The 24,372-nt window shown below is 65.7% G+C and carries 22 protein-coding genes; 9 read left to right on the top strand and 13 right to left on the bottom strand.

Annotated elements, in window-relative coordinates:
- Window positions 1-18: 18 nt before the first annotated feature.
- The gene (gene guaB, locus IB275_RS23745) at window positions 19-1,488 is read right to left on the bottom strand and encodes an IMP dehydrogenase (protein WP_081515933.1); all 1,470 of its coding nucleotides are present in this window, start codon (window positions 1,486-1,488) and stop codon (window positions 19-21) included.
- A 148-nt stretch (window positions 1,489-1,636) separates the two neighbouring features.
- Between guaB and xseA the strand changes: the two genes are divergently transcribed.
- The 4 genes from xseA to IB275_RS23765 all read left to right on the top strand — a co-directional run bounded on the left by xseA (window position 1,637) and on the right by IB275_RS23765 (window position 5,221).
- On the top strand, window positions 1,637-3,016 hold the full coding sequence (xseA, locus tag IB275_RS23750) for an exodeoxyribonuclease VII large subunit (RefSeq protein WP_192291531.1): 1,380 nt from the start codon (window positions 1,637-1,639) through the stop codon (window positions 3,014-3,016).
- A 6-nt stretch (window positions 3,017-3,022) separates the two neighbouring features.
- Window positions 3,023-3,778 (top strand): M15 family metallopeptidase, encoded by a 756-nt coding sequence (locus IB275_RS23755; protein WP_192291533.1) that lies wholly within the window; start codon window positions 3,023-3,025, stop codon window positions 3,776-3,778.
- A 217-nt stretch (window positions 3,779-3,995) separates the two neighbouring features.
- The gene (locus tag IB275_RS23760; RefSeq protein WP_192291535.1) at window positions 3,996-4,832 is read left to right on the top strand and encodes a M23 family metallopeptidase; all 837 of its coding nucleotides are present in this window, start codon (window positions 3,996-3,998) and stop codon (window positions 4,830-4,832) included.
- Window positions 4,832-5,221: a ribosomal maturation YjgA family protein gene (locus tag IB275_RS23765; protein ID WP_192291537.1), complete on the top strand. Its 390-nt coding sequence runs from the start codon at window positions 4,832-4,834 to the stop codon at window positions 5,219-5,221. Before IB275_RS23760 ends, IB275_RS23765 begins: the two co-directional genes overlap by 1 nt.
- Here IB275_RS23765 and IB275_RS23770 read toward each other — a convergent pair.
- From IB275_RS23770 to IB275_RS23790, 5 genes are all read right to left on the bottom strand, one after another.
- On the bottom strand, window positions 5,202-5,744 hold the full coding sequence (locus IB275_RS23770) for a GNAT family N-acetyltransferase (RefSeq protein ID WP_192291539.1): 543 nt from the start codon (window positions 5,742-5,744) through the stop codon (window positions 5,202-5,204). The genes IB275_RS23765 and IB275_RS23770 overlap by 20 nt on opposite strands.
- Window positions 5,744-6,232 carry a copper chaperone PCu(A)C gene (locus tag IB275_RS23775; protein ID WP_192291541.1) on the bottom strand — a complete coding sequence of 163 codons (489 nt, stop codon included), beginning with the start codon at window positions 6,230-6,232 and terminating at the stop codon, window positions 5,744-5,746. The genes IB275_RS23770 and IB275_RS23775 overlap by 1 nt, the downstream gene beginning before the upstream one ends.
- 138 nt (window positions 6,233-6,370) lie before the next feature.
- Complete coding sequence (locus IB275_RS23780; RefSeq protein WP_192291543.1) at window positions 6,371-7,741, bottom strand: PepSY-associated TM helix domain-containing protein; 1,371 nt, start codon at window positions 7,739-7,741, stop codon at window positions 6,371-6,373.
- Window positions 7,742-7,793: 52 nt separating this feature from the next.
- On the bottom strand, window positions 7,794-9,905 hold the full coding sequence (locus IB275_RS23785; RefSeq protein WP_192291545.1) for a TonB-dependent copper receptor: 2,112 nt from the start codon (window positions 9,903-9,905) through the stop codon (window positions 7,794-7,796).
- Between the two features lie 105 nt (window positions 9,906-10,010).
- A complete protein-coding gene (locus tag IB275_RS23790; protein WP_192291548.1) occupies window positions 10,011-10,475 on the bottom strand; it encodes a DUF2946 domain-containing protein in 465 nt (154 codons plus the stop codon).
- Between the two features lie 400 nt (window positions 10,476-10,875).
- Between IB275_RS23790 and leuA the strand changes: the two genes are divergently transcribed.
- From leuA to IB275_RS23810, 4 genes are all read left to right on the top strand, one after another.
- Entirely contained in the window at window positions 10,876-12,546 is a 1,671-nt protein-coding gene (gene leuA, locus IB275_RS23795; RefSeq protein WP_081515945.1) for a 2-isopropylmalate synthase, read from the top strand.
- Window positions 12,547-12,621: 75 nt separating this feature from the next.
- Window positions 12,622-13,098: a hypothetical protein gene (locus IB275_RS23800; protein ID WP_192291550.1), complete on the top strand. Its 477-nt coding sequence runs from the start codon at window positions 12,622-12,624 to the stop codon at window positions 13,096-13,098.
- Between the two features lie 272 nt (window positions 13,099-13,370).
- Entirely contained in the window at window positions 13,371-14,738 is a 1,368-nt protein-coding gene (locus IB275_RS23805; RefSeq protein ID WP_192291552.1) for a spinster family MFS transporter, read from the top strand.
- Window positions 14,739-14,818: 80 nt separating this feature from the next.
- The gene (locus IB275_RS23810) at window positions 14,819-16,057 is read left to right on the top strand and encodes an OprD family porin (RefSeq protein WP_192291554.1); all 1,239 of its coding nucleotides are present in this window, start codon (window positions 14,819-14,821) and stop codon (window positions 16,055-16,057) included.
- A 53-nt stretch (window positions 16,058-16,110) separates the two neighbouring features.
- Here IB275_RS23810 and IB275_RS23815 read toward each other — a convergent pair whose 3' ends face one another.
- Window positions 16,111-16,443 (bottom strand): DUF5629 family protein, encoded by a 333-nt coding sequence (locus IB275_RS23815; RefSeq protein ID WP_081515953.1) that lies wholly within the window; start codon window positions 16,441-16,443, stop codon window positions 16,111-16,113.
- Between the two features lie 129 nt (window positions 16,444-16,572).
- Between IB275_RS23815 and IB275_RS23820 the strand changes: the two genes are divergently transcribed.
- Window positions 16,573-17,526: an aldo/keto reductase gene (locus IB275_RS23820; RefSeq protein ID WP_192291556.1), complete on the top strand. Its 954-nt coding sequence runs from the start codon at window positions 16,573-16,575 to the stop codon at window positions 17,524-17,526.
- A 154-nt stretch (window positions 17,527-17,680) separates the two neighbouring features.
- On the opposite strand, the gene IB275_RS23825 is transcribed toward IB275_RS23820, so the two are convergent.
- From IB275_RS23825 to hisS, 6 genes are all read right to left on the bottom strand, one after another.
- Window positions 17,681-18,475, bottom strand: coding sequence for an amidohydrolase (locus IB275_RS23825; protein WP_192291558.1), 795 nt, complete (start codon window positions 18,473-18,475; stop codon window positions 17,681-17,683).
- The gene (locus tag IB275_RS23830) at window positions 18,463-19,611 is read right to left on the bottom strand and encodes a pyridoxal phosphate-dependent aminotransferase (RefSeq protein ID WP_192291560.1); all 1,149 of its coding nucleotides are present in this window, start codon (window positions 19,609-19,611) and stop codon (window positions 18,463-18,465) included. Before IB275_RS23830 ends, IB275_RS23825 begins: the two co-directional genes overlap by 13 nt.
- A gap of 80 nt (window positions 19,612-19,691) precedes the next feature.
- Entirely contained in the window at window positions 19,692-21,179 is a 1,488-nt protein-coding gene (gene der / locus IB275_RS23835) for a ribosome biogenesis GTPase Der (protein ID WP_192291562.1), read from the bottom strand.
- Window positions 21,180-21,262: 83 nt separating this feature from the next.
- Window positions 21,263-22,405, bottom strand: coding sequence for an outer membrane protein assembly factor BamB (gene bamB, locus IB275_RS23840; RefSeq protein WP_081515963.1), 1,143 nt, complete (start codon window positions 22,403-22,405; stop codon window positions 21,263-21,265).
- A gap of 1 nt (window position 22,406) precedes the next feature.
- Window positions 22,407-23,051, bottom strand: coding sequence for a YfgM family protein (locus IB275_RS23845; RefSeq protein ID WP_192291564.1), 645 nt, complete (start codon window positions 23,049-23,051; stop codon window positions 22,407-22,409).
- A gap of 23 nt (window positions 23,052-23,074) precedes the next feature.
- Entirely contained in the window at window positions 23,075-24,364 is a 1,290-nt protein-coding gene (gene hisS, locus IB275_RS23850; RefSeq protein ID WP_081515967.1) for a histidine--tRNA ligase, read from the bottom strand.
- Window positions 24,365-24,372 lie beyond the last annotated feature (8 nt).

The raw sequence follows: 24,372 nt of genomic DNA on the forward strand, positions 1-24,372 counted from the left end.
TCATTTACCGAAGAACCCTCAACCTACGCGGTAGTTCGGGGCTTCCTTGGTGATCTGCACATCGTGAACGTGGGACTCGGCCATGCCGGCGCCGGTGATGCGGACGAACTGCGGCTTGGTGCGCATGTCCTGGATATCGGCGCTGCCGGTATAGCCCATGGCGGCACGCAGGCCACCCATCAGCTGGTGGACGATGGCGGTCAGTTGGCCCTTATAGGGCACGCGGCCTTCGATGCCTTCGGGTACCAGCTTCTCGGCGCCAGCGGAGGCGTCCTGGAAGTAGCGGTCGGAGGAACCGGTGGAGCCGGCCATGGCGCCCAGCGAGCCCATGCCACGGTAGGACTTGTAGGAACGGCCCTGGAACAGCTCGATCTCGCCCGGAGCCTCTTCGGTACCGGCGAACATCGAACCCATCATCACGCAGTAGGCGCCAGCCACCATGGCCTTGGCCAGGTCGCCGGAGAAGCGGATGCCGCCGTCGGCGATCAGCGGAACTCCGGTGCCTTCCAGGGCAGCGGCGACGTTGGCGATGGCGGAGATCTGCGGTACACCGACGCCAGCGACGATACGGGTGGTGCAGATGGAGCCCGGGCCGATACCGACTTTCACGGCGTCGGCGCCGGCGTCAGCCAGTGCCTTGGCGGCTTCGCCGGTAGCGATGTTGCCGCCGATGACCTGTACCTGCGGGAAGGTTTCCTTCACCCAGCGCACGCGGTCGATCACGCCTTTGGAGTGGCCGTGGGCGGTGTCGACGACAACGACGTCAACGCCGGCGGCAACCAGGGCGGAAACCCGCTCGCCGGTGTCGGCACCGGTGCCGACAGCCGCGCCGACGCGCAGACGACCTTCGTCGTCCTTGGAAGCCAGCGGGTAGGTCTTGGCCTTCTCGATGTCACGGAAGGTCACCAGACCGGTCAGGCGGAACTTCTCGTCGACCACCAGCATCTTCTCGATGCGGTTCTCGTAGAGAGCAGCCTTGATCTCTTCCAGGGCAGTGCCTTCACGGGCGGTGACCAGTTTTTCCTTCGGGGTCATGATCGCGGAAACGCTGTCGCCGACGTTCGGCTTCACGCGCAGGTCGCGACCGGTGACGATACCGACCAGCTCACCCTCTTCCACCACCGGGAAGCCGGAGAAGCCGTACTCGCGGGCGATCTGCAGCAGCTCGATGATCTTGGTCGACGGGGTCACGGTGACCGGATCACGAACGATGGCGGTCTCGTGCTTCTTGACCTTGCGGACCTCGGCGGCCTGCTGCTCGATGCTCATGTTCTTGTGGATGATGCCGATGCCGCCTTCCTGTGCCATGGCGATGGCCAGGCGGGCTTCGGTCACGGTATCCATCGCGGCGGACACCAGCGGGATGTTCAGTTCGATGCCACGGGTCAGGCGAGTCTTGAGACTCACGTCCTTGGGCAGGACTTCCGAATAACCTGGAATCAGGAGGACGTCGTCGAAAGTGAGGGCTTCTTGGCTGATGCGCAGCATGGCGGGGGCTCCCGATCGGGAAAAATGGAAGCGCGGCATTATATCTCAGTCAGGGGGTCGGGCTCAACGCAACCGGACGATCTGAATGAAGCCTTTATGAACCTCGCGCGCTGGCCCCTGTCCGCAGGCCCGCTTATCATCCTTCGCCATGCAGAAAGATCCCTTCCAACGGCTGGGCCTCGACCGCGAGGTTCTGACCGTCAGCCAGCTCAACCAGCGCGCCCGCCACCTGCTGGAGGACGTGTTCCCGCAGGTCTGGGTCGAGGGAGAAATCTCCAACCTCGCCCGCCCGGCGTCCGGCCATATGTATTTCACCCTCAAGGACAGCAACGCCCAGGTGCGCTGCGCGCTGTTCCGGCAGAACGCCCTGCGCGTGCGCCAGGCCCTGCGCGACGGTCTCGCGGTGCGGGTGCGCGGCAAGGTTTCGCTGTTCGAGGGGCGTGGCGACTACCAGCTGATCGCCGATACCGTCGAGCCGGCCGGTGATGGTGCGCTGCGCCTGGCCTTCGAGGCGCTGAAGGAAAAGCTCGCCACCGAGGGCCTGTTCGCCGCCGAGCGCAAGCAGGAACTGCCCGCGCACCCACGGCGCATCGGCATCGTCAGCTCGCCCACCGGCGCGGTGATCCGCGACATCATCAGCGTATTCCGCCGCCGCGCGCCGCAGATCGAGCTGACCCTGATCCCGACCGCCGTGCAGGGCCGCGAGGCCATCGGGCAGATCGTCCGCGCACTCAAGCTGGCCGACGCACAGGGCTTCGATGCGCTGATCCTGGCCCGTGGCGGCGGCTCGCTGGAAGACCTCTGGTGCTTCAACGAGGAACCGGTGGCCCGCGCCATCGCCGCCTGCGTGACGCCCATTGTCAGCGCCGTGGGCCATGAGACCGACGTCTCCATCAGCGATTTCGTCGCCGACGTGCGCGCGCCCACGCCCTCCGCCGCCGCCGAGTTGCTGGCGCCCCACAGCGGCGACCTGCAGCAGCGCCTGGACAGCCTGCGCCGCCGGCTGATCCTGCGCATCCAGGACCGTCTGACTCGCGAGCGCCTGCGCCTGGAAGGCACCGCCCGGCGCCTGCGCCACCCCGGCGAACGCCTGCGCCAGCAATCCCAGCGCCTGGATGACCTGGACATGCGCCTGCGCCGCGCCTTCGAGCGCCAGTTGCAGATTCGCCACGAGCGCGTCGTACGGCTGGACACCCGTCTCGCCGCGCAGCACCCCGGCCGCAACCTGGCCCTGCTGCGCCAGCGCCTGGACAACCTCAGCGCCCGCCTGCCGCGCGCCACCAACGCCATCCTGCGCGAACAGCGCCAGCGCCTGGACAGCCTGATGCAGACGCTGCACATCGTCAGCCCGCTGGCGACACTCGGCCGTGGCTACAGCATCCTGCTGGACGACAAGGGCCAGGCCATCCGCAGCGCCGCGCAGACGAAGAACGGCCAGCGCCTCAAGGCCAAGCTGGGCGACGGCGAACTGGAAGTGCGGGTGGAGGACAACCACCAGGCGCCCGTGACCCTTTCCCTGCTGGACTGACGGCCGATGACCGACCTGCTCGCGCCGATCCTGCCGCAGCCCGATCCTGACTGGGCCGAGGCCTTCCGCGTGCCCATCGTCGAATGCGAACAGCCGCTGCAGGCGCTGGGCATCGCCACCGGCTTCGCGGTGTGGCCGGCGTATCACCGCCTCGGCGTGCCGAACGCGCAGCCGGAATGCTATGCGCGTACCGAAGTCTTCGAGCGCCTGCTGCACGCCGCGAGCCTGCTGCCCGATGGCATCCGCCTGGTGATCCTCGATGCCTGGCGGCCCTTCGCCGTGCAGCAGCACCTGTACGACACGCTCTACGACATCCTCCGCCAGCACGAGCCGGACGCCGATCCGCGCGAGCTGACCCGGCGCACCCGTGAATTCGTCGCGCCGCCCAGCACCCGCGCCGAGTCGCCCAGTCCGCACCTCACCGGCGGCGCCATCGACCTGACCCTGTGCGACAGCGAAGGCCGCTGGCTGGACATGGGCAGCCTGTTCGACGAGGCGACGCCGCGCTCCTACACCCGCCATTACGAGGAGATTGCCCAGCCTGACGGAGCCCAGCGCCATGTCCGCGACAACCGCCGGATGCTGTTCAACGCCATGCTGGCGGCGGGTTTCAGCAACCTCTCCAGCGAGTGGTGGCACTACGACTACGGCGACCAGCTGTGGGCCGCGCACTTGGGCAAGCCGCACGCCATCTACGGCCCGGCGCAGGTGCAGTCGCTGGAGCAGCTGTGGCGCCAGCAGCTGGAAGGGCTGCGCCGCTAGCAACTGCTTTTGTAGGATGGCGTGGAGCGCAGCGATACTCATCAATGGCGCAGCTGGATTATCGATGGGTATCACTGCGCCCCACCCATCCTACGTTCGTGCTCCTGGACTAGTCCGCAGCACAACTGGGTTCCGCTCTCGACGAAATCGCCGCGCCCGCCGGAGCCGCCCGTGTAGACTGCCCGTTTCATCCGCCGACACGTCCACGGATAGCGCAATGTTCCGACTTTCCTGCCTGCTCATCGCCTCACTCTTCACCCTGACTGCCCACGCCGAAGGCTTCATCAGCCGCACGCTGAACAAACCCGTACCCGGCGGCGTTGCCGTGGTGCAACTGGGCCAGGGCGCCGCCGTGCCGACCGCCACCTACCAGGGCAAGCAGGTGCTGGTGGTGCGCGAGGAAGGCCGCGACTGGATCGCTGTGGTCGGCATCCCGCTGACCGCCAAGGCCGGCAACCAGCAGATCGTCGTGAAGCAGGCCGGCGCCAGCCGCAACCTCGGCTTCAACGTGGGCAGCAAGCACTACAAGGAGCAGCGCATCACCCTGAAGAACACCCGCCAGGTGAATCCGCTGCCCGAAGACCTCAAGCGCATCAACCGCGAGCTGGCCGAGCAGACCGCCGCCTACCGCAGCTTCAGCCCCGGCACGCCGAGCAACCTGGTACTGGACAAACCGGTCAACGGCCCGCTCTCCAGCCCCTTCGGCCTGCGCCGCTTCTTCAACGGCGAGGAGCGCAATCCGCACTCCGGGCTGGACTTCGCCGTGCCCGCCGGCACCCCGATCAAGTCACCGGCCGCCGGCAAGGTAATCCTGATCGGCAACTACTTCTTCAACGGCAACACCGTGTTCGTCGACCACGGCCAGGGCTTCATCAGCATGTTCTGCCATATGTCGAAGATCGACGTGAGAGTCGGCGATGCGGTCCCGCGCGGCGGCGTGGTCGGCCGCGTCGGCGCCACCGGCCGCGCCACCGGGCCGCACATGCACTGGAACGTCAGCCTGAACGACGCCCGCGTCGACCCGGCGATCTTCATCGGCGCGTTCAAGCCCTGATGCGGCTTCGCTTCGATGGACGCAGCGCCCTCTTCGCGCTGCTCTGGTTCGCCGTACTGGTCTGGCTGGCCACGGCCGGGGCGCACCTCGGCTGGCTGCGCGGCTTCGGCGGCGATGTGCTGGCGGTGATCTGGCTGTACTGCCTGCTGCGCGCAGCTATCGATGCGCCTGCCCACTGGCTGGCTGCTGCGGCGCTGGGCTGTGGATTGATCATCGAATTCGGCCAGTACCTCGCCGCGACTTTCCACTGGCAGATCGGCAACCGCGCTCTGCGCATCGTGCTCGGCGCCACGCCGGATTGGCTGGATGTGCTGGCCTACTGCATCGGCTTCGTGCTGATCCTCGCGGCACGGCAGACGCGCCTGGCCCTCAGGCCAGCGGGTAACTGAAGAACAGCGCCATTTCCCCGGGCAGCACCTGCGCCGGGTCGTAGAGGTCGGTGGACAGCCCGCTGAGGGCGAAGCCACGGGAGCGGTAGAAACCCACCGCCGGCAGGTTGAGGTTCTGGGTCTCCAGCCACAGGTGGCGCGCCTCGGTGCTCCGGGCCCAGTCCACGCAGCCTTCCAGGAGTTGCCGGCCGACGCCCTGGCCGCGCGCATCGGCGAGGACGAAAAGGTCGTCCAGCACCGCGCGGCGATTCCAGATTTCGTAGCGGGCGATGGCGAAGCCCAGGCGCTCGCCCTCCTCGTCGACGGCCACGGCGGTCCAGTCGGCCGCCGTGACGTCATCCTTCAGGTCGGCGAAGGGATAGCGCTTGGTCTGCGGCTCGGTCAGACGCTCCTCGCGCAGGATGAAACCATCGGCGGCACTCTCGATGCGCAGGATCGAGTCGCTCGAGTAGCTGCCGTCGAAGCCCAGCAGCCACTCGCCGTCTTGCGCCCACACCAGCGGGCGCAGGAGCCGGTCGCTCATCAGTTCATCTGCATGCCGTGCATGTCGTGGCCCATATCCGTACCTTTCGGTGCTTCCTTCTGCACCGCGACCTCGACCTTCACGTCGCCGGCCTTCTGAAAGTGCAGGGTCAGCGGGAAGCGCTCGCCATCGGCCAGCGGCTTCTTCAGGCCGAACAGCATCAGGTGATACTGGCCGGGCGCGAAGACGATCTTGCCGCCGGCGGGGATGTCCACGCCCTCGACCTTCACCATCTTCATCATGCCGTCCTTCTCGATGTGCTGGTGCACCTCGGCGCTGGCGGCGCGCTCGGTGTCGGCGCCGAGCAGGCGGTCGGCCTCCTTGCCGTGGTTCTGCACGATGAAGTAGGCGGCGCCGTTCACCGAGTTGGCCGGCAGCAGCAGCGACCACGGGTGGTCGATGTGCAGGTTGCCGGCCTCGTATTCGTGGGCCATGGCGGCGCCGGAGAAGCCCAGCAGGACAGCGAAAGCGAGCAGGGTTTTACGCATGTTCGAGACTCCAGTTGGCTTGTGATCAGGTCCGCCGCAACGGCGGGAATCCATCGGGCCGCGGGCGCAACGATCGCGCCGCAGCATAGCCTGCCTCGCGGCAGGCGTCAGGGTGGAAGCACGTCCCACCCGCAACGCTCAACTCAAGGCAGGGCTGCGCGGCTTGATCCGCGACAGCACAGCCCAATCCAGCGCCAGCACCAGCAGCAGCGAAGCGCCCACCAGCGGGAAGGCAACGCCGAGGATGACCATGATCGCCACCCCGCCCTTCCACACCGGCATCGCATGGGGCATCGGCGGCACACCGAGGCGACCCTGCGGGCGGCGCTTCCACCAGATCCACAGGCCGCTGACCGCGCTGAGCAGGATCATCAGGCAGACAGCGAGCATGAGCAGCTGGTTGAACAGACCGAACATCTTGCCTTCGTGCAGCATCACGCCGGATTCGACGCCTTTGGCCACCAGCCCGTAGTCCTTCCAGCGCACGTCGGCGAGTACCTTGCCGGTGTACTGGTCGATGTGCAGGGTGGCGTCGTTGCGCGAGTCGTCAGCAAACACCGAGACGGTGAACACGCCCTGCTCGCCCTTGGGCAGGGCGATGGCGTAGCCCGGCGTCACACCGGCCTGGTCGGCGGTATCGACCACCTGCTGCAGGCTGATCTGCGGCATCGCCATACCGCCGGAGGCGTGAGCCATGTGCTCGGCGTGGGCGCCGCCGGACATCGGCATCGGGGTGTTTTCCATGGCCCAGGGGATGGTCTGGCGGTGCGCGTCATTGAGCGTGCGCGCCTCCAGGTCCGACTTGGGCACTTCGTTCCACATGGGCGCCGGGAAGCGGTTCCACACGTCGGCGAAGGTCTTGCCCCAGAAACCGGTCCAGGTCATCCCGGTGAGCAGCATGAACAGCATCAGCAGCGAGCCCCAGAAGCCGACCACCACATGCACCTCGCGCCACAGCGCGCGACCGCGACGCGACAGGTCCGGCCACAGCAGCACCCGCAGCGAGCGCTGGCGCGGCCACCACAGGTACAGGCCGGACACCACCAGCACGATGCCCCAGCCGGCGGCCAGCTCGATCAACCGGTCACCGACGGTGCCGATCATCAGTTCGCCGTGCAGCGCGCGGGCCATCGCCTGCAGGTTGGACTTGCCGTCCTGCACACCGAGCAGCTTGCCGCTGTAGGGGTCGACGAAGGCATTCACCTCGCGTCCATCCAGCTGCGAGACGAACTGCGCGCTGCGGTCGGCGGCCGGCGCCGGCAGGTACTGGCTGACCTGCAACTGCGGGTTCTGGTGATGCAGGTGCATCAGTTGCTCGTCGGCGGACAGCCGCACCTCTCCGGGTTTCACCCGCAGCAGGTCGCTGTACATCAGCGGGTCGAGCTGCGGCTTGAACAGGTAGATGATCCCGGTGATCGACAGCAGGATCATGAACGGCGCGACGAACAGCCCGGCATAGAAGTGCCAGCGCCAGGCCAGGTTGTAGAAATCGAATGTCTTCTTCTGCATTCGTTGGTCTCCTCACGCAAGGAGGCCCCCGTCCGGCGGGGGCCGGTCGGGCTTAGAAGCTGAAGTCCACTTTGGTCCAGAACGTACGTCCCGGCTCGTGGATCGATTCGGGGTCGTTGGCCGGATAGCCGAAGCCGGCGTTGCCCGCCAGGTTCAGGTGCTCGGCGTAGTCCTTGTCGAACAGGTTGTCGACGCCAGTGCTGACCTTGAGGTTCTTGCTCAGCTTGTACGCGCCGTTGAGCGAGAACACCGCGAAGCCGGGGCTTTCGTCGAAGTCGTAACCGACCACGTTGCCCTGGTTCTCGGCGATCCGCCCCTGGTGCGCGACCACGCGCCAGAGTCCGCCGGCGCTCCAGTCGCCTTCCACGTAGGTCAGGCCGAAACGCGCTTCCAGCGGCGGCATTTGCGGCAGCGCAGTGTCGTCGGTGGTGTTCTTGCCCCAGGCGTAGGCCAGGGTGCCGTCGGCGGTCCAGTTACTGGTCAGCGCATAAGCCGCGCCCAGTTCGCCACCCATGATGCGGGCGTCGACGTTCCGCGCCTGGGAGGTGCGTCCCATCATGCCGCCGGGCATGTAGTCGAACAGGATGTAGTCGCGGATCACGCCGACGTAGCCCGAAGCCCAGGCCTTGAGCTTCTCGTCCTCGTACTGCGCGCCGAAGTCCAGCTGGGTGGTCTTCTCCGGCTTGATGCTGTCGAAGGCGTTGACCGAGCCGGTCGGGCCCTTGTCCGGGGAGAACAGCTCCCAGTAGTCGGGGAAGCGCTGCACGTGGCCGAGGCCGACGTAGAGGGTGGTCGGCGTGTCGGCCAGGTCGTGCTCGTAGCGGGCGAAGCCGCTGGGCAGGGTGTCGGCGCGGGTGTCGTCGGCGGTGGGGTTGGGCATCGCCATCATCCCCGAGCCGGTGCTCTGCCGGTAATCCTTGACCGAGGCGCGGTCCAGGCGCGCACCGGTGATCACGCGGTCGCGGTCGGCGGCGTACCAGGTCAGCTCACCAAAGGCGCCGTAGTTGTGGAACACGGCGTCCTTGTCCCACGGCTGCTCGTCATAGGTGTTGATGCCCATGCCGCTGCGTTCGCGGTGCTCGTTGGTCTGCGCATCGACGCCGGTGATCAGCTTGAAATCGTCCCAGCGCCAGGTGGCGGCCAGGCGCCCGCCGAGGGTACGGCGGTCGACGTTGGAGGCCATGGGGCCGGCCATCATGCCGGTGCCCGAGGGCGTGCGCAGGCTGTAGTTGTCCATCACGTGGTCGGCGTAGTTGTAGTAGACCTGCGCCTCCAGCTTGTCGAGCACGCCACCGATGTTGGACTTCTCGAAGCGCAGGCCGAGGCTTTCTCGCTTGAACTGCGAGCCGTCCATGCCACGCCCGGCGTAGCGCGCCTCGCCATCGCCCTTGCCGGCGGTGAGTTCGACCAGGGTGTCGGCGTCCGGCGTCCAGCCCACGGCCACGTCGCCGTTCCATTTGTTCCAGCGCGAAGGCACGGTGTTGCCGCTGCCGTCTTCGTAGTCATCGGACTGCGACTTGTTGCCGGTGAAACGCAGGTAGCCCTCGGGGCCACCGGCGGCGGCGTCCAGCACGCGGTCGAAGCGGCCGTTGGAGCCGGCGGTTAGGCTGCCGTTGACGCGCATGCCCAGTTCGCCGAAGCGCTCCGGCTCACGGTCGAAGCGGATGGTCCCGGCCGAGGCGCCGGGGCCCCAGATCACGGTCTCCGGGCCCTTGACCACGGTGAGCTTGTCGTAGGTTTCCGGCGAGATATAAGAGGTGGGCGCGTCCATCCGTGCCGGGCAGGCGCCGAGCATGGTGCTGCCGTTGGTGAGGATGTTCAGGCGCGAGCCGAACATGCCGCGCAGCACCGGGTCGCCGTTGGTGCCGCCGTTTCGGATGGCGGAGAAGCCGGGGATGGTCTTGAGGTAGTCGGCGCCGTCGCTGGCGGGGATCGGCTGGCGCGGCTGCTTGGGGTCGGTGACCACGGTCAGCGGCGAACTCTGCGCCACGGCGGTGATGACGCTGGGCGACAGCTCGGTAACCGACGCATTGGTGGCGTGGGCCGAGTGATCTTCTTCCTCGGCCAGTACCGGAACGGCAGTGAGACCGCCAAGGGCGGTCAGCGCGCACAGGGCGCGCAGGCCGACGGCAGTTTGCCGACGGCGCAGGGGCATGCGGGTCATTCCATGAGTTCCATGATCGATGATGACGCCCGCTCCACGCGTACTCGCACGGCGCGCATACCAATGCAGGCATCCGCGCCGGGGTCGGGGAGTCGGGATTGCGGGTCAGCCGATCAGGAACGGGGGTGCGCGGGAGCGGGCGCCGGGGAAGACCGGCGAGGCGGGAATGCGGGAAGCAACGAACAGGGCAACGGGCGCGCCGACAGCGGGCAGGCCGTGGTCGAGCACGACCGGTGGCGGCGTCAGCGGCGGGCTGTGGATCAGCAGGCTGCAATAGCCGCACTTCTCCATGAAGGCGTCGGCGGTAAGCGGCTGCTCGCCGTGGGAAACCTGGGCGGCTTGATGGTCCGCAGCACGCTGGCTGTCGGAGCAGTGCATGTCCTCCATGCCGGCCATGTCGTGGGACATGGCCTTGCCATGCTCCATCGGCATGACGTGGTCCATCGGCATGGACATGGGCATGGCGTGATCCATCGGCATCGACTGGGAGACCAGCGGGCCGACATAGATCATCAGCATGGCGAACAACGCCAGCCAGGTACCTACGCCTTGTCGTGTACGACGGGTCACGAAATGTCCTTGCGGATGGAGAGTTCCCACCTGGGGCGGGTGCGCAATGATCGCACGGAGTTACAAAGCTTCGCTGCGGCACGAAGACGCAGAATCAGTTAAGCACAGCGACAAGCTTCAGGATAAATTGCTGAAATGGCATATTTCTGACAATTATTTCTCGATAAATAGACTTGAAAGACTATTCCTACCAAATTTTTCCAAATGCTTGCCATTGGTCTCCCAGGCCTTTAGCTTGGCACTCATGAAAACCGCACACACCCTCATTCTGCTTCGCCAACACGCCTGCCTGCGCCTGGTCAGCCCGCGACTGCGTGGCTGAGCCCCCCCTCCCCGGTTCCGCCTCATTCAGATTTTTATGCGCAGGCCCCGCAGGCCGCAGAGAACAAGGATTCCGCTCATGAGCATGTTGAAAGACCCGTCGAAGAAATACCGCGCCTTCACCCAGATCACCCTGCCCGACCGCACCTGGCCGGACAAGATCATCGACAAGGCGCCGATCTGGCTGTCCACCGACCTGCGCGACGGCAACCAGTCGCTGATCGAGCCGATGGACGCCGAGAAGAAGATGCGCTTCTTCAAGTGCCTGGTTCAGGTCGGCCTGAAGGAAATCGAAGTGGGCTTCCCGTCCGCCTCGCAGACCGACTTCGACTTCGTTCGTGAGCTGATCGAGAACGACCACATTCCCGATGACGTCACCATCCAGGTACTGACCCAGGCCCGTGACGACCTCATCGAGCGCACCTTCGAGTCCCTCAAGGGCGCGAAGAAGGCCATCGTCCACTACTACAACGCCTGCGCACCGAGCTTCCGCAAGATCGTCTTCAACCAGGACAAGGCTGGCGTGAAAGCCATCGCCGTGGCCGCCGGCCAGACCATCAAGCGCCTGGCCGAAGCCGCGCCGGAAACCCAGTGGGGCTTCGAGTACTCGCCGGAAGTGTTCAGCTCCACCGAGACCGATTTCGCCGTCGAGGTGTGCAATGCGGTGATCGACGTGTTCCAGCCGACCCCGGCCAACCGCCTGATCCTCAACCTGCCCGCCACCGTCGAGTGCGCCACCCCGAACAACTACGCCGACCAGATCGAGTGGTTCGGCCGCCAGATCAACAAGCGCGACAGCGTATTGCTCAGCCTGCACACCCACAACGACCGTGGTACTGGCGTGGCTGCTTCGGAACTGGCCCTGATGGCCGGCGCCGACCGCGTCGAAGGCTGCCTGTTCGGCAACGGCGAGCGCACCGGCAACCTCTGCCTGGTGACCATGGCGCTGAACATGTACACCCAGGGCATCGACCCCGAGCTGGACTTCTCCGACATCGACGCCGTGCGCAAGGTGGTGGAAGAGTGCAACCAGATTCCGGTGCACCCGCGTCACCCCTACGTCGGCGACCTGGTCCACACCGCCTTCTCCGGCTCCCACCAGGACGCCATCCGCAAGGGCTTCGCCCAGCAGAAGGACGATGCCGTGTGGGAAGTGCCGTACCTGCCGATCGACCCCGCGGACATCGGCCGCAGCTACGAAGCGGTGATCCGTGTGAACAGCCAGTCCGGCAAGGGCGGCATCACTTTCCTGCTCGAGCAGGAGTACGGCATCAGCCTGCCGCGCCGCATGCAGATCGAGTTCAGCCAGGTGGTGCAGAACGAGACCGACCGTCTCGGCCTGGAGATGACCGCCGAGCAGATCTACACCCTGCTGCAGACCGAGTACCTGCAGGCCGTCTCCCCGTTCGGCCTGAAGAACTACCGCCTGCAGGAAGAGAACGGCGTCTGCGCCATCGACATCGACGTGACCCACAAGGGCGAGCAGCATCGCTGGCATGGCAAGGGCAAGGGCACCCTGGAAGCCCTGGTCGCCTCGCTGCCGGTGGACGTCGAGATCATGGACTACAACGAGCACGCCATTGGCGCCGGCACCAATGCCCGCGCGGCCGCCTATATCGAACTGCGCGTCGAGGGTGGTCGTTCGCTGCACGGCATCGGCATCGATGAAAACATCACCACCGCGAGCTTCCGTGCGCTGTTCAGCGCCCTGAACCGCGCCGTGACGCTGGGCCACGCGAAAGCCGCGTAAGCCTTAAGCTAACCTGAAAGTCCCTTTGCCCCGGACGCCTCGTGCGTCCGGGGCTGTTTTCGAAGGAGCGAAAACATGACGGACACCCCGCAGGACAATCCCTTCCAGACGCCCGCTGCGCCCCTTCACGACTTACCCTCCATCGCTGCAGGCGTCTCCCTCTACAAGATCAGTGCCGTCGGCATCGCGACCTTCTTTGGCCTGCCCGTCGCCGGGGCCTGGGTCATCACCCAGAACCTCAAGCGGCTCGGTCGGCCGCAGGAAGCGAGGAACATCTGGTTTACCGGCATAGCGCTGACCGCGGCCATATTCGTCATCGGCCAACTCCTGCCCGCCAACATGTCCGGCATGCCGATGGCGATAGCCACGTTGGTTTTCATGGTCGGCCTTGCCAAGCAGCGCTGCGAATCAGCACTCAAGGAGCATGCCGCTGCCGCAGGCCGGTTCGCCTCGAACTGGCGCGCCTTCGGCGTCAGCCTGCTGTTTCTGCTCGGCGTCCTGGCCGTGCTCTTCGTCGGCACAGTGATCCTTTCCTTGCTCGGCCTGATCTGACCCAACCTCCTCGCACCGCCTAAAGATTCCCCCTAGTCCCCTAGGGGGCAGTCTCCGCAATGCTGGTACTCGCCCCGATTACCCCTGCCTCGCCCCTTCCCTAGTCTTGCGTGCACTGCCGTGAAAGCGGCAGGCAAACAAAAAACCGTGTCACGCAATCAGACACATTCGGCTGCCCCTGCCTTGCGTACAGAGGCGCCTGGTTACCTACAACAACAACGAGCTCGACGTGCTTGGCCATCTGCCTTCACCCGCTTCAGGAGCCAGTAACCGTGAACCCGCAATCCCACTCGAAATCCGTCCAGACCTCGCGTTATTCCTGGTATGTCGTCGTGCTGTGCATGGTGGCGTACATCTTCTCCTTCGTTGACCGGCAGATCCTTTCGCTGATGATCGAGCCGATCAAGGCCGACCTTCAGATCAGCGATACCCAGTTCAGCCTGCTCAGCGGGCTGGCCTTCTCGCTGTTCTACGCCTTCATGGGCCTGCCTATCGCCTATCTCGCCGACCGTTCCTCGCGGGTGAAGATCATCGCCATCGGCGTGGCGTTCTGGAGCTTTGCCACGGCCGCCTGCGGCCTGTCGAAGAACTTCCTGCAGATGTTCCTGGCACGCATGAGCGTTGGCGTCGGCGAGGCCGCGCTGACGCCGGCGACCTACTCGATGCTCGCCGACCTGTTCCCCAGGGAGAAACTCGGCCGCGCGCTGGGGTTGTACTCCATGGGGGCGTTCCTCGGCGGCGGCCTGGCCTTCCTGGTCGGCGGCTATGTGATCGAGGCGCTGCGCGACGTGCCGGCCATCGACCTGGGCTGGCTGGGCCAGGTGCGCTCCTGGCAGATCGCATTCTTCATCGTCGGCCTGCCCGGCGTGCTGGTGGCGCTGCTGATCGCGCTGACCATCCGCGACCCGGCGCGCAAGGAGGCGAACCCGCAGCACAAGGCGACCATCGGCGACGGCCTGCGCTTCCTGCGCCGCCACCGCGCGACCTTCACCTGCCACTACCTCGGCTTCTCGTTCTTCGCCATGTGCCAGTACGCGCTGATGGGCTGGGCGCCGGCCATGTACATCCGCCAGTACGGCCTGACGCCGCTGGAGGTGGGCTACATCCTCGGCGGCATCCTGCTGGTGCTCAACACCGCCGGGGTGTTCTGCGCCGGCTGGCTGGTGGATGTGCTGCAGAAGCGCGGGCGCAGCGACGCCGCGATGATCAGCGGCATGCTCGGCGTGGCCTGCACCATTCCCTTCGTCATCGGTTCGGTGACAGCGAGCAGCCTGCAGCTGTCGGTGCTGCTGATGGGCCCGGCGATGTTCTTCTGCGCCTTCTGCATCTCCACCTCGGCGGCCGCCATGCAGGTGCTCACGCCCAACCGCCTGCGCGCGCAGGTGTCGGCGCTGTTCCTGCTGGTTTCCAACCTGATCGGCCTGGGTGTCGGCACCACACTGGTGGCGCTGCTCACCGACCAGTACTTCAAGGACCCGAAGGCCGTCGGCTCGTCCATCGGCATCATCGTCACCCTCGCCGGCCTGCTCTGCCTGTGGCTGCTCGGCAACGGACGCAAGCACTTCCGTCGCAGCCTGGGCCAGGAGCAGACAGCCCAGCCTGAAGCCGCACCGCTGGACAGCACCGCCACCGCGAACTGATCGCGCCGCCTCGACAAGATTTACGCCCGTTCGCCGGCGTGGCGCCCCGCGCCCCGGCGAACGGCGCCCAGGAGATGACGATGTTCCGTAATCGCTTTACCGGTGCGCTGCTGTGCAGCGCGCTGATGCCCCTCTGCGCCCAGGCCGACCTGATCGACGACAGCCGCCTGGACACCACCCTGCGCAACTTCTACATGCTGCGCGACTACCGCCAGGACAATGCCCCGCAATCCCAGGCCGGCAGCTGGTCCCAGGCCGTGCTGGCGCGCTTCAGCTCCGGCTTCAGCGAAGGCACCATCGGTGTCGGTGTGGACTTCACCGGCTTCTACGCCCTGAAGCTCGACGGCGGCGCAGGCACCAGCAACGACAGCAACCTGCCCTACGACCGCACGACGGGTGAGCCGGTGGATGACTTCAGCCGGGGCGGCGCCACGCTCAAGCTGCGCTATTCGAAGACCACGCTGAAGGTCGGCCTGCTGGAGCCGTGCCTGCCGGTAATCTTCCAGGATGACGTGCGCGTGCTGCCGCAGACGTTCCAGGGCGTGATGCTGGAGTCGAAGGAGTCGGAGCGCTTCAGGTTCACCGCCGCGCAACTGTGGAACACCAGTACCCGCGCCTCCAGCGACCGCGAGTCGTTCTATCTGGCTACCCGCCCCGCCAGCCAGGACAGCAACAAGCTGAACCTGGGGGGCGTCGATGCGCAGTGGACGTCCGGCCTGTCCACCAGCTACTACTTCGCCCAGCTCGAGGACATCTACGACCAGCACTACGTCGGTGCCAACCTCAAGCAACCGATCGGCGAGAACACCGCGCTGCTCGGCACCCTGAGCTACTTCCACAACGAGGAATCCGGGCAGGCGCTGGCCGGGCGCATCGACAACCGCGCCTATGGCGCGCGACTCGGCGTGAAGCACGGCAGCCACATGCTTTCCGCCACCTACCAGCGCATGCTCGGCGAAGACATGTTCCCCATGCTGCTGGGCAACACACCACAGCCGTACCTGGTCAACTGGGTCACCAATGGCGGCTTCTTCTGGGCGCAGGAGCGCTCCTACCAGCTGCGCTACGACTATGACTTCGCCAGCCTCGGACTGCCGGGCCTGACCCTGATGACGCGCTACACCAAGGGCACCGACATCTCGCGGCCGGGCCAGAGCGACGGCCACGAATACGAGCGCGATACCGATGTGGGCTACACCATTCAGAGCGGCCCGCTGAAGACGCTGTCGTTCCTCATGCGCACCTCCACAGTGCGCAGCAGCTATGCCAGCGACTACGACGAGGTGCGCTTCATCACAAGCTACCCGCTGGCATTCTGAAGCCAGAAACGAAGAAGGCCCCTCACGGGGCCTTCTTCATTGTCAGGGGACGCTTACTCGTCGTCGCCGCTGGCGGCGACTGCGCCAAGGCAGCACAGTCGGTGCTGCTGGTCGCCGGCCTGCAGCAGCCAGGTCTCGTCTTCGGCCTGGTAGCTGGCCTCCATCACCTGGTTGTAGCTGAAGCGCCACTCGCGGCGGTCGCGGCCATCGATGGACTCGATCTGCAGCACCACGTCTTCGCTGGCGAAGGGCTGGTCGGCGTGGGCGGCGGCGTCGGCCTGGTCCAGCAATGCCTCGTTGAGCTCGAACTGCCAGGCGTGCAGACCGTCGATCAACAGCATGTCGGCGGTTTCCAGCTGGTCCAGCAGGTAGGGAGTCGTGGTCATGACGGGCACTCGGCAATTGGGCTGGCCGCCATGATAGACCAGCTGGCGTACCGCTGCCGGCCAATCCGCCCCGCGGCGCAAGGCAGCGCGTCTACACTGAGGGTTCCCGCCCCTCAGGAGTCAAAGCAGATGCGTACACGCGAACTCGGACAATCGGGCCTGAAGATTCCGGCGCTGGTCTTCGGCGGCAATGTGTTCGGCTGGTCCTCCGACGAGGCGACCTCGTTTCGCTTGCTGGACGCGCTGCTCGACGCGGGGCTGAACTGCATCGACACCGCCGACGTTTACTCGCGCTGGGTGCCGGGCCACGAGGGCGGTGAGTCGGAAACCCTGATCGGCAAGTGGCTGAAGAAAACCGGCAAGCGCAACCAGGTGATCATCGCGACCAAGGTTGGCATGGACATGGGCAACGGCCACAAGGGGCTGTCGGCGGTGTACATCGAGCAGGCACTGGAGCGCTCGCTCAAGCGCCTGCAGACCGACTACATCGATCTCTACCAGTCCCACTGCGACGACCCGCACACCTCGATGGAGGAAACCATGGGCGCCTTCGCCGAGGCCGTGGAGCGCGGCAAGGTGCAGGTGATCGGCGCCTCCAACTTCGACGCCAAGCGCCTGCGCGAAGCCCAGGAGCTCTGCACCCGCTTGAAGCTCCCGCAATACCAGAGCCTGCAACCCAACTACAACCTGTACGACCGCGCCAACTACGAGACGCAACTGGAGCCCACGGTGCAACAGCTGGGCCTGGGCGTGATCAACTTCTACTCCCTGGCGGCGGGCTTCCTCACCGGCAAGTACCGTCGCGAGGACGACCTGGGCAAGAGCAGCGTGCGCGGCTACAAGGTGAAGAACTTCATGAACGAGCGCGGCTTCGCGATCCTCGATGCGCTGGAGGAAGTGGCCGGCGAACTGCACGCCACGCCGACCCAGGTCGCACTCGCCTGGCTGATGGCCCGCCCGAGCATTACCGCGCCGATTGCCAGTGCGTCGAAGCTGGAGCAGTTGCCCGACCTGATCGCAGCGGTGGAGCTGAAGCTCAGTGACGAGGCGATCCAGCGGTTGGATACCGCCAGCGCCTACTGAGGAAGTCACGGGAAATCTGACCGTAGGATGGGTGGAGCGCAGCGATACCCATGCTGTCAGCGCTGCAATTGATGGGTATCGCTTCGCTCCACACCATCCTACTTGGAGACTCCCTGCAGGAGCGCGCCAAAGCCCGCCCCTCCAGGGAAATCCGTTACGCCCGGATATCGAACTCGTCGGCGTCGAGGTTTGCCGGGAATCGCTCGCGGTAGGCCGCGAGCTCCGCTGCGCTCAGGGCAATCTGGAAGACCCCGTCGGCATTGCCGGCGGCCAGCAGGTTGTCACCCTGGAAGTCGAGCACCTGGCTGTCGCCGGAGTAGGCGTGGCCCTTGCCATCTTCACCGACGCGGTTGACCGCCGCGACATAACAGAGGTTCTCGATAGCCCGTGCCGGCAGCAGGCGATTCCAGTGCTGGCGGCGCGCAGCCGGCCAGTTGGCGGTGTAGAGCAGCAGGTCGGTATCCTGGGGATCGCGGCTCCAGACCGGGAAGCGCAGGTCGTAGCAGACCAGCGGGCGAATCCGCCAACCCTTCCATTCCAGCAGCACCTGCTGGTCGCCGGGCGTGTAGTGCTTGTGCTCGCCGGCCATGCGGAACAGGTGGCGCTTGTCGTAATGCTGCATCTCGCCGTCCGGGCGCGCCCAGAGCAACCGGTTGCGATGGCTGCCATCGGCGGCGCGGATGATCACGCTGCCGCAGACCACGGCATCGAGCCTCGAAGCCTGCTCGCGCAGCCAGGCGTAGGTCGCGCCCTCCTCCGCCTCGGCCAGCGTCTCGGAATCCATGGAAAAACCAGTGGTGAACATCTCCGGCAGGATCACCACGTCGGCGCCACGGGCGCTTTCCAGCAGCGCCTCGAAGCGCTCGCGGTTGGCCTTGGCGTTGTGCCAGACCAGGGTGGTCTGCACGAGGGCGAGCTTGAGGTCGGCCAGTTGAGTCAGATCGCGCATAGTCGTTCCGCTGCCTGACGCAGCGTCTCCTCTTTCTTGGCGAAGCAGAAGCGCACCAGGCGCATGTCCGCCGGCGGCTGCTGGTAGAACACCGAGACCGGAATGGCCGCCACGCCATGCTCGGTGGTCAGCCATTCGGACATGGCGACATCATCGAGGTCCGGGCGAATCGCCGAGTAATCGACCACCTGGAAGTAAGTTCCGGCGGCACGCTGGAAGGTGAAACGCGAGCCTTCCAGCAGATTGCAGAACAGATCGCGCTTGGCCTGGTAGAAGCCCGGCAGCTCGCGCAAGTGCTCGGGGTGCGCGGCCATGAAGTCGGCCAGCGCCCATTGCAGCGGAGTCACGCCGCAGAAGTTCACGTACTGGTGGATCTTGCGCATCTCCGCCGACAGCGCCGGTGGCGCCACCACGTAGCCGGTCTTCCAGCCGGTGACGTGGTAGGTCTTGCCGAAGGAGCTGATGACGAAGGCGCGCGGATACAGCTCGTCATGGGCCAGCACGCTGGCGTGCTGTACGCCGTCGTAGATCAGGTGCTCGTAGACCTCGTCGCTGATCACGTAGATCTCGCGGTCGCGGATCAGCTCGGCCAGGCGATCCAGGTCGGCACGGTCGATCAACGCGCCGCTGGGGTTGTGCGGGCTGTTGAGGAAGATCAGGCGCGTGCGCGGGGTGATGGCATCGCTCAGGCGCTGCCAGTCGATGCGGAAGCCCGGCTGGCTCAGCGCAACGTGCACGCAATGGCCACCGGCCAGTTCAACCGAAGGCTCGTAGCTGTCGTAGCAGGGATCGAGGACGATGGCTTCGTCGCCGGGGCGGATCAGCGCCTGTACCGCGCAGAAGATCCCTTCGGTCGCGCCGGGAACGATGGTCACTTCGGTGTCGGAGCTGACGTTGCGGCCATACAGGCTCGCGACCTTGATCGCGACCTGTTCGCGCAGCGCCGGCAGGCCGGTCATCGGGCTGTACTGGTTCTGCCCGGCCATGACGTGGCGGGCGACCGCTTCGAGCAGCGGTGCGGGGCCGGGGAAGTCCGGGAAGCCCTGGGAGAGATTCAGCGCTCCGCTTTGCGCGGCGAGCTGGGACATGCGGGTGAAGATGGTGGTGCCGACATTCGGCAGTTTGCTGGTAAGCATGGTGTGACTACAGGCTGCAGGCGATGAGAGGAAGTCCCTACTCTATCGCCTGCGGCTTGCGGTCTAAAGACTGACAGACGTTATTTACGTTTGTCCTTCTTCTTCTTCTCCGCCTTCTTGTGGTGCGACATCAGGCGGCGCTTCTTGTTGACCTGGCGATCGGTGAGCTGGGTCTTCTTGCCCTCGAACGGGTTGTCACCGCCCTTGTACTCGATGCGGATCGGCGTACCGACCAGCTTCAGCACGCGGCGGAAGGTCTTCTCCAGGTAGCGGGTATAGGCCTTGGGCACCGCATCCACCTGGTTGCCGTGGATCACGATCAGCGGCGGGTTGGCGCCCCCCAGGTGCGCGTAGCGCAGCTTGATGCGGCGGCCGTTGACCATCGGCGGCTGGTGAACCTGGATGGCGTCCTCGAGGATCTGCGTGAGCTTGCTGGTGGGCCAGCGGGTCACGGCGGAACGGAAGGAGTCCTGCACCGACTTGTACAGGTGGCCAACGCCGGTGCCGTGCAGCGCCGAGATGAAGTGGATGTCGGCGAAGTCGGCGAACATCAGCCGGCGCTCGAGCTCGGTCTTCACGTAGTCGCGCTCGGCCGATTCCATGCCGTCCCACTTGTTCAGCGCGATGACCAGCGCACGACCGGTCTCCAGCACGAAGCCGAGCAGGTTGAGGTCGTGTTCGACCACGCCCTCGCGGGCGTCCATGACGAAGATGACCACGTTGGCGTCCTGAATCGCCTGCAGGGTCTTCACCACGGAGAACTTTTCGACCGCCTCAAAGATCTTGCCGCGGCGGCGCACGCCGGCGGTGTCGATCAGGGTGTACTTCTCTTCGTTGCGCTCGAAGGGAATGTAGATGCTGTCGCGGGTGGTGCCGGCCTGGTCGTAGACGATCACCCGCTCTTCACCGAGCATGCGGTTCACGAGCGTGGACTTGCCGACGTTGGGGCGACCGATGATGGCGATCTTGATGCCATCCTTCTCGCTCGGACCGGGGATGCGCTTGGCTTCCTCGCCCTCGGCGACTTCTTCCAGCTCGCCGGGCAGGTCGTTGTCTTCCGGCGCTTCCGGCTCCGGGGCGAACATCTCGCCCAGGGCTTCCTGGAGCATCTGGGTGATGCCACGGCCGTGGGCGGCGGCGATCGGGATCGCATGCCCCAGGGCCAGCGGGCTGAACTCGGCGCGGGCGATGTCCGGATCGACGGTGTCGACCTTGTTGGCCACCAGGTAGGTGCGCTTGTTCTTCTTGCGCAGGTGCTCGCCGATCATCTCGTCAGCGGCGGTGAGGCCGGCGCGGGAGTCAACCATGAACAGGACGGCATCGGCCTCTTCGATGGCCTGCAGCGACTGCTCGGCCATCTTGGCGTCGATACCCTCTTCGTCACCGGAAATACCACCGGTATCGATGACGATGAATTTCTTGCCCTGCCACTTGGCCTCGCCGTACTGGCGGTCTCGGGTCAGACCTGCGTACTCGGCGACGATGGCGTCACGGGTGCGGGTCAGGCGGTTGAACAGGGTGGACTTGCCGACGTTCGGACGGCCCACCAGGGCTATTACGGGAACCATGCGGCTCTCCAGGAATTTTGATTTTCAGAAAACACGACGGCCGCTGCCGTTTTTCACGGCAGCGGCCGGCAGTAACACTCAGCTTAGCGAATCGTGTAGGCGGCCAGCTTACCGCTGTTGCCGAACACGTACATCCAGCTGCCGACTACCAGCGGGCGAACCCGCACGCCGTCACCGTCGACCTTCTCGCGGCCAACGAAACGACCGTCCACCTGACTCAGCAGGTGCACGTAACCTTCCAGGTCACCAACGACCACGTTGCTCGACAGCACGGCCGGAGCGGACAACTGGCGGCGAGCCAGGGCGTCGTTGCTCCACAGCGAGGACGAACCACGGGAGTCGAGGCTTTCCACGGTGCCGCTGGACTGGCTGATGAACACGCTGCCGGTACCTTCGGCGACGCCGACGTAGCTGGAAGCTTCACGCTGCCAGAGTACGCGGCCGGTGCCTACGTCCAGTGCCGCGGCGCGGCCCTGGTAGCTGGCGACATAGAGCACGTTATCGACCAGCAGCAGGCCGCCGTCGATATCGACGACGCGGTCCAGCTCGGAACGGCCTTGCGGAATCGCAACGCGCGCTTCCCAGACCGGCAAGCCACGCTCCACGTCTACTGCAACGACCTTGCCGCTGGCCAGACCGGCCAGGGCCAGTCGGCCCGCGATCAACGGAGCGCCAGTGCCGCGCAGGGTCAGCACGGGTACGGTGCCTTCGTAGATCCAGCGCTGGTTGCCGGTAGAAGCATCGAAGCCGATCAGCTTGTCGTCCTGGGTCTGCACCACCACCACGTCACCGTTGGTAGCCGGAGCAGCCAGCACTTCGCTGGTGACCTTGGCGCGCCACTTCTGCTCGCCCGAACCGGAATCCAGGGCAATCACGTCGCCACGCAGGGTGCCCAGCAGGACCATGCCGCTGCCCACACCGACGGCGCCGGAGATCGGCAGATCGAGGTCTTTCTTCCACAGCACTTCGCCGGTTTCGCGCTGCATGGCCATGACGCGGCCTTCGGCAGACGCGGCGTAGATGGTCTGGCCATCCACGGCGGGCTCGAGCAGGTTGTACAGGTCGCCCTGGCCGTCACCGACCGAACGGCTCCACTGTTTCTCCAGGCGGACCTCTTCCTTGAAATCGGTCAGCTCGGCCGGCGGCAGTTCTTTCTTGCTATTACTGCTGCAACCCACAGCCATCAGGGTCAGTGCCAGCAGTGCAACGTGTTTCCAACGCAACATCTCAGGCGTCTCCCTTGGCCAGGTCGTCGAGTTTCATCTGCAGGGCGCCAACGGCGGCGTCTTCCGGCAGGGCAGCCTTGGCCTTTTCGTAGGCGACACGGGCGTCGTCGTTGCGCTTGAGCTGCAGCAGCAGGTCGCCGCGCAGTTCTTCGCGAGTGGCGACGTAGGCCTTGTCGACGTTGCCGTCGAGCAGCTTCAGACCGTCTTCGGCCTTGCCCTGGGCAGCCAGGACACGTGCCAGGCGCTGGCGCGCCAGCTCGCCGAGGGTGGCGTCAACCGGCTTGTCGACCACGGCCTTGAGTTCGAGGACGGCGTCATCCAGCTTGCCGCTGTCCACCGCAACCTTGGCGACGAACAGGCGGCCGTACTGGGCGTACGGTGTGCCGGCGAAATCGGTGTTCAGCTTGCCAGCGAGCTCGGCGACCTTGGCGGTGTCGGGCTTGCCGGCCGGGTTCAGCGCGGTTTCCAGCAGGGCCTGGTAAATGATCGAGGCACCCTGGGACTGGTTGCTCTGGTACTTTTTCCAGGCCTGCCAGCCAAACACCACGATCAGCGCCAGAGCGGCGCCGGTCAGCAGGGGCATGCCGTTACGCTGCCACCAGTCCTTGATGTCAGCGATCTGTTCTTCTTCGGTACGGTTACTCACCCCAATACTCCTATCCGCTCGATTCAGGCCTGCTTGAGGCAGGCAGCCAGGTGCTCGGGCAGAGCATCCCAGGCGATATTCTGTTGTTCGCCCTCGCCACGCAGGGGCTTGAAACCTACCACGCGGTTGGCCAGTTCGTCGTCACCCAGAATCATTGCGAACTGTGCACCGCTCTTGTCGGCCTTCTTGAACTGGCTCTTGAAGCTGCCGGCGCCGGCGTTGACCAGCAGGCGCAGGCCCGGAATGGCCTCGCGCAGCTGTTCGGCCAGGGTCAGTGCAGCCAGCTCCGCCGGCTCGCCGAAGGCGCAGACGTAGAGATCGGCTGGGCGGTTCAGCTCGGCGGGCACCACGCCCAGGGTTTCCAGCAGCAGGACCAGGCGTTCCACGCCCATGGCGAAGCCCACGCCCGGAGTCGGCTTGCCGCCGAACTGGCTGACCAGGCCGTCGTAGCGGCCCCCGCCGCAGACAGTGCCCTGGGCGCCGAGCTTGTCGGTGACCCACTCGAAAGCGGTGCGGCAGTAGTAGTCCAGGCCACGCACCAGCTTCTGGTTGATCTCGTAGCGCAGGCCGACCGCGTCCAGACGGGCCTTCAGGCCCTCGAAGTGGGCGATCGACTCTTCGTCCAGGTAGTCGTGCAGGCTCGGCGCGCCGACCAGCAGGGCCTGGGTGCTCTCGACCTTGCTGTCGAGGATGCGCAGCGGGTTGGTGGTCATGCGGCGCTGGCTGTCTTCGTCCAGCTGCTCGAAGCGCTCCTGCAGGTAGGCCACCAGGTCGTCGCGATAGCGCGCGCGGGCTTCGCTGGAGCCCAGGGTGTTCAGCTGCAGGGTCACGGCGTCGGCCATGCCCAGCTTCTGCCACAAGCGCCAGGTGAGGATGATCAGCTCGGCGTCGATGTCCGGACCGGGCAGGTTGAAGACTTCCACGCCGATCTGGTGGAACTGGCGGTAGCGGCCTTTCTGCGGCTTCTCGTAGCGGAACATCGGGCCGGTGTACCACAGCTTCTGTACCTGGCCACCGCCCGACAGGCCATGCTCCAGCACGGCGCGCACGCAGCCCGCAGTGCCTTCCGGACGCATGGTCAGAGATTCGCCGTTGCGGTCTAGGAAGGTGTACATCTCCTTGTCGACCACGTCGGTGCCTTCGCCGATGCCGCGGGCGAAGAGTTCGGTGAACTCGAGGATCGGCAGGCGGATCTCGCTGTAGCCGTAGCGGTCCAGCAGGCCGGCGAAGGTGCGTTCCAGATAGCGCCAGGCCGGGGTCTGGTCCGGCAGGATGTCGTTCATGCCACGGATGGCTTGCAGGGACTTGCTCACTTAGGATC

Origin of the sequence: Pseudomonas sp. PDM21 (genome assembly GCF_014852505.2) — a bacterium.
Classification (GTDB): domain Bacteria; phylum Pseudomonadota; class Gammaproteobacteria; order Pseudomonadales; family Pseudomonadaceae; genus Pseudomonas.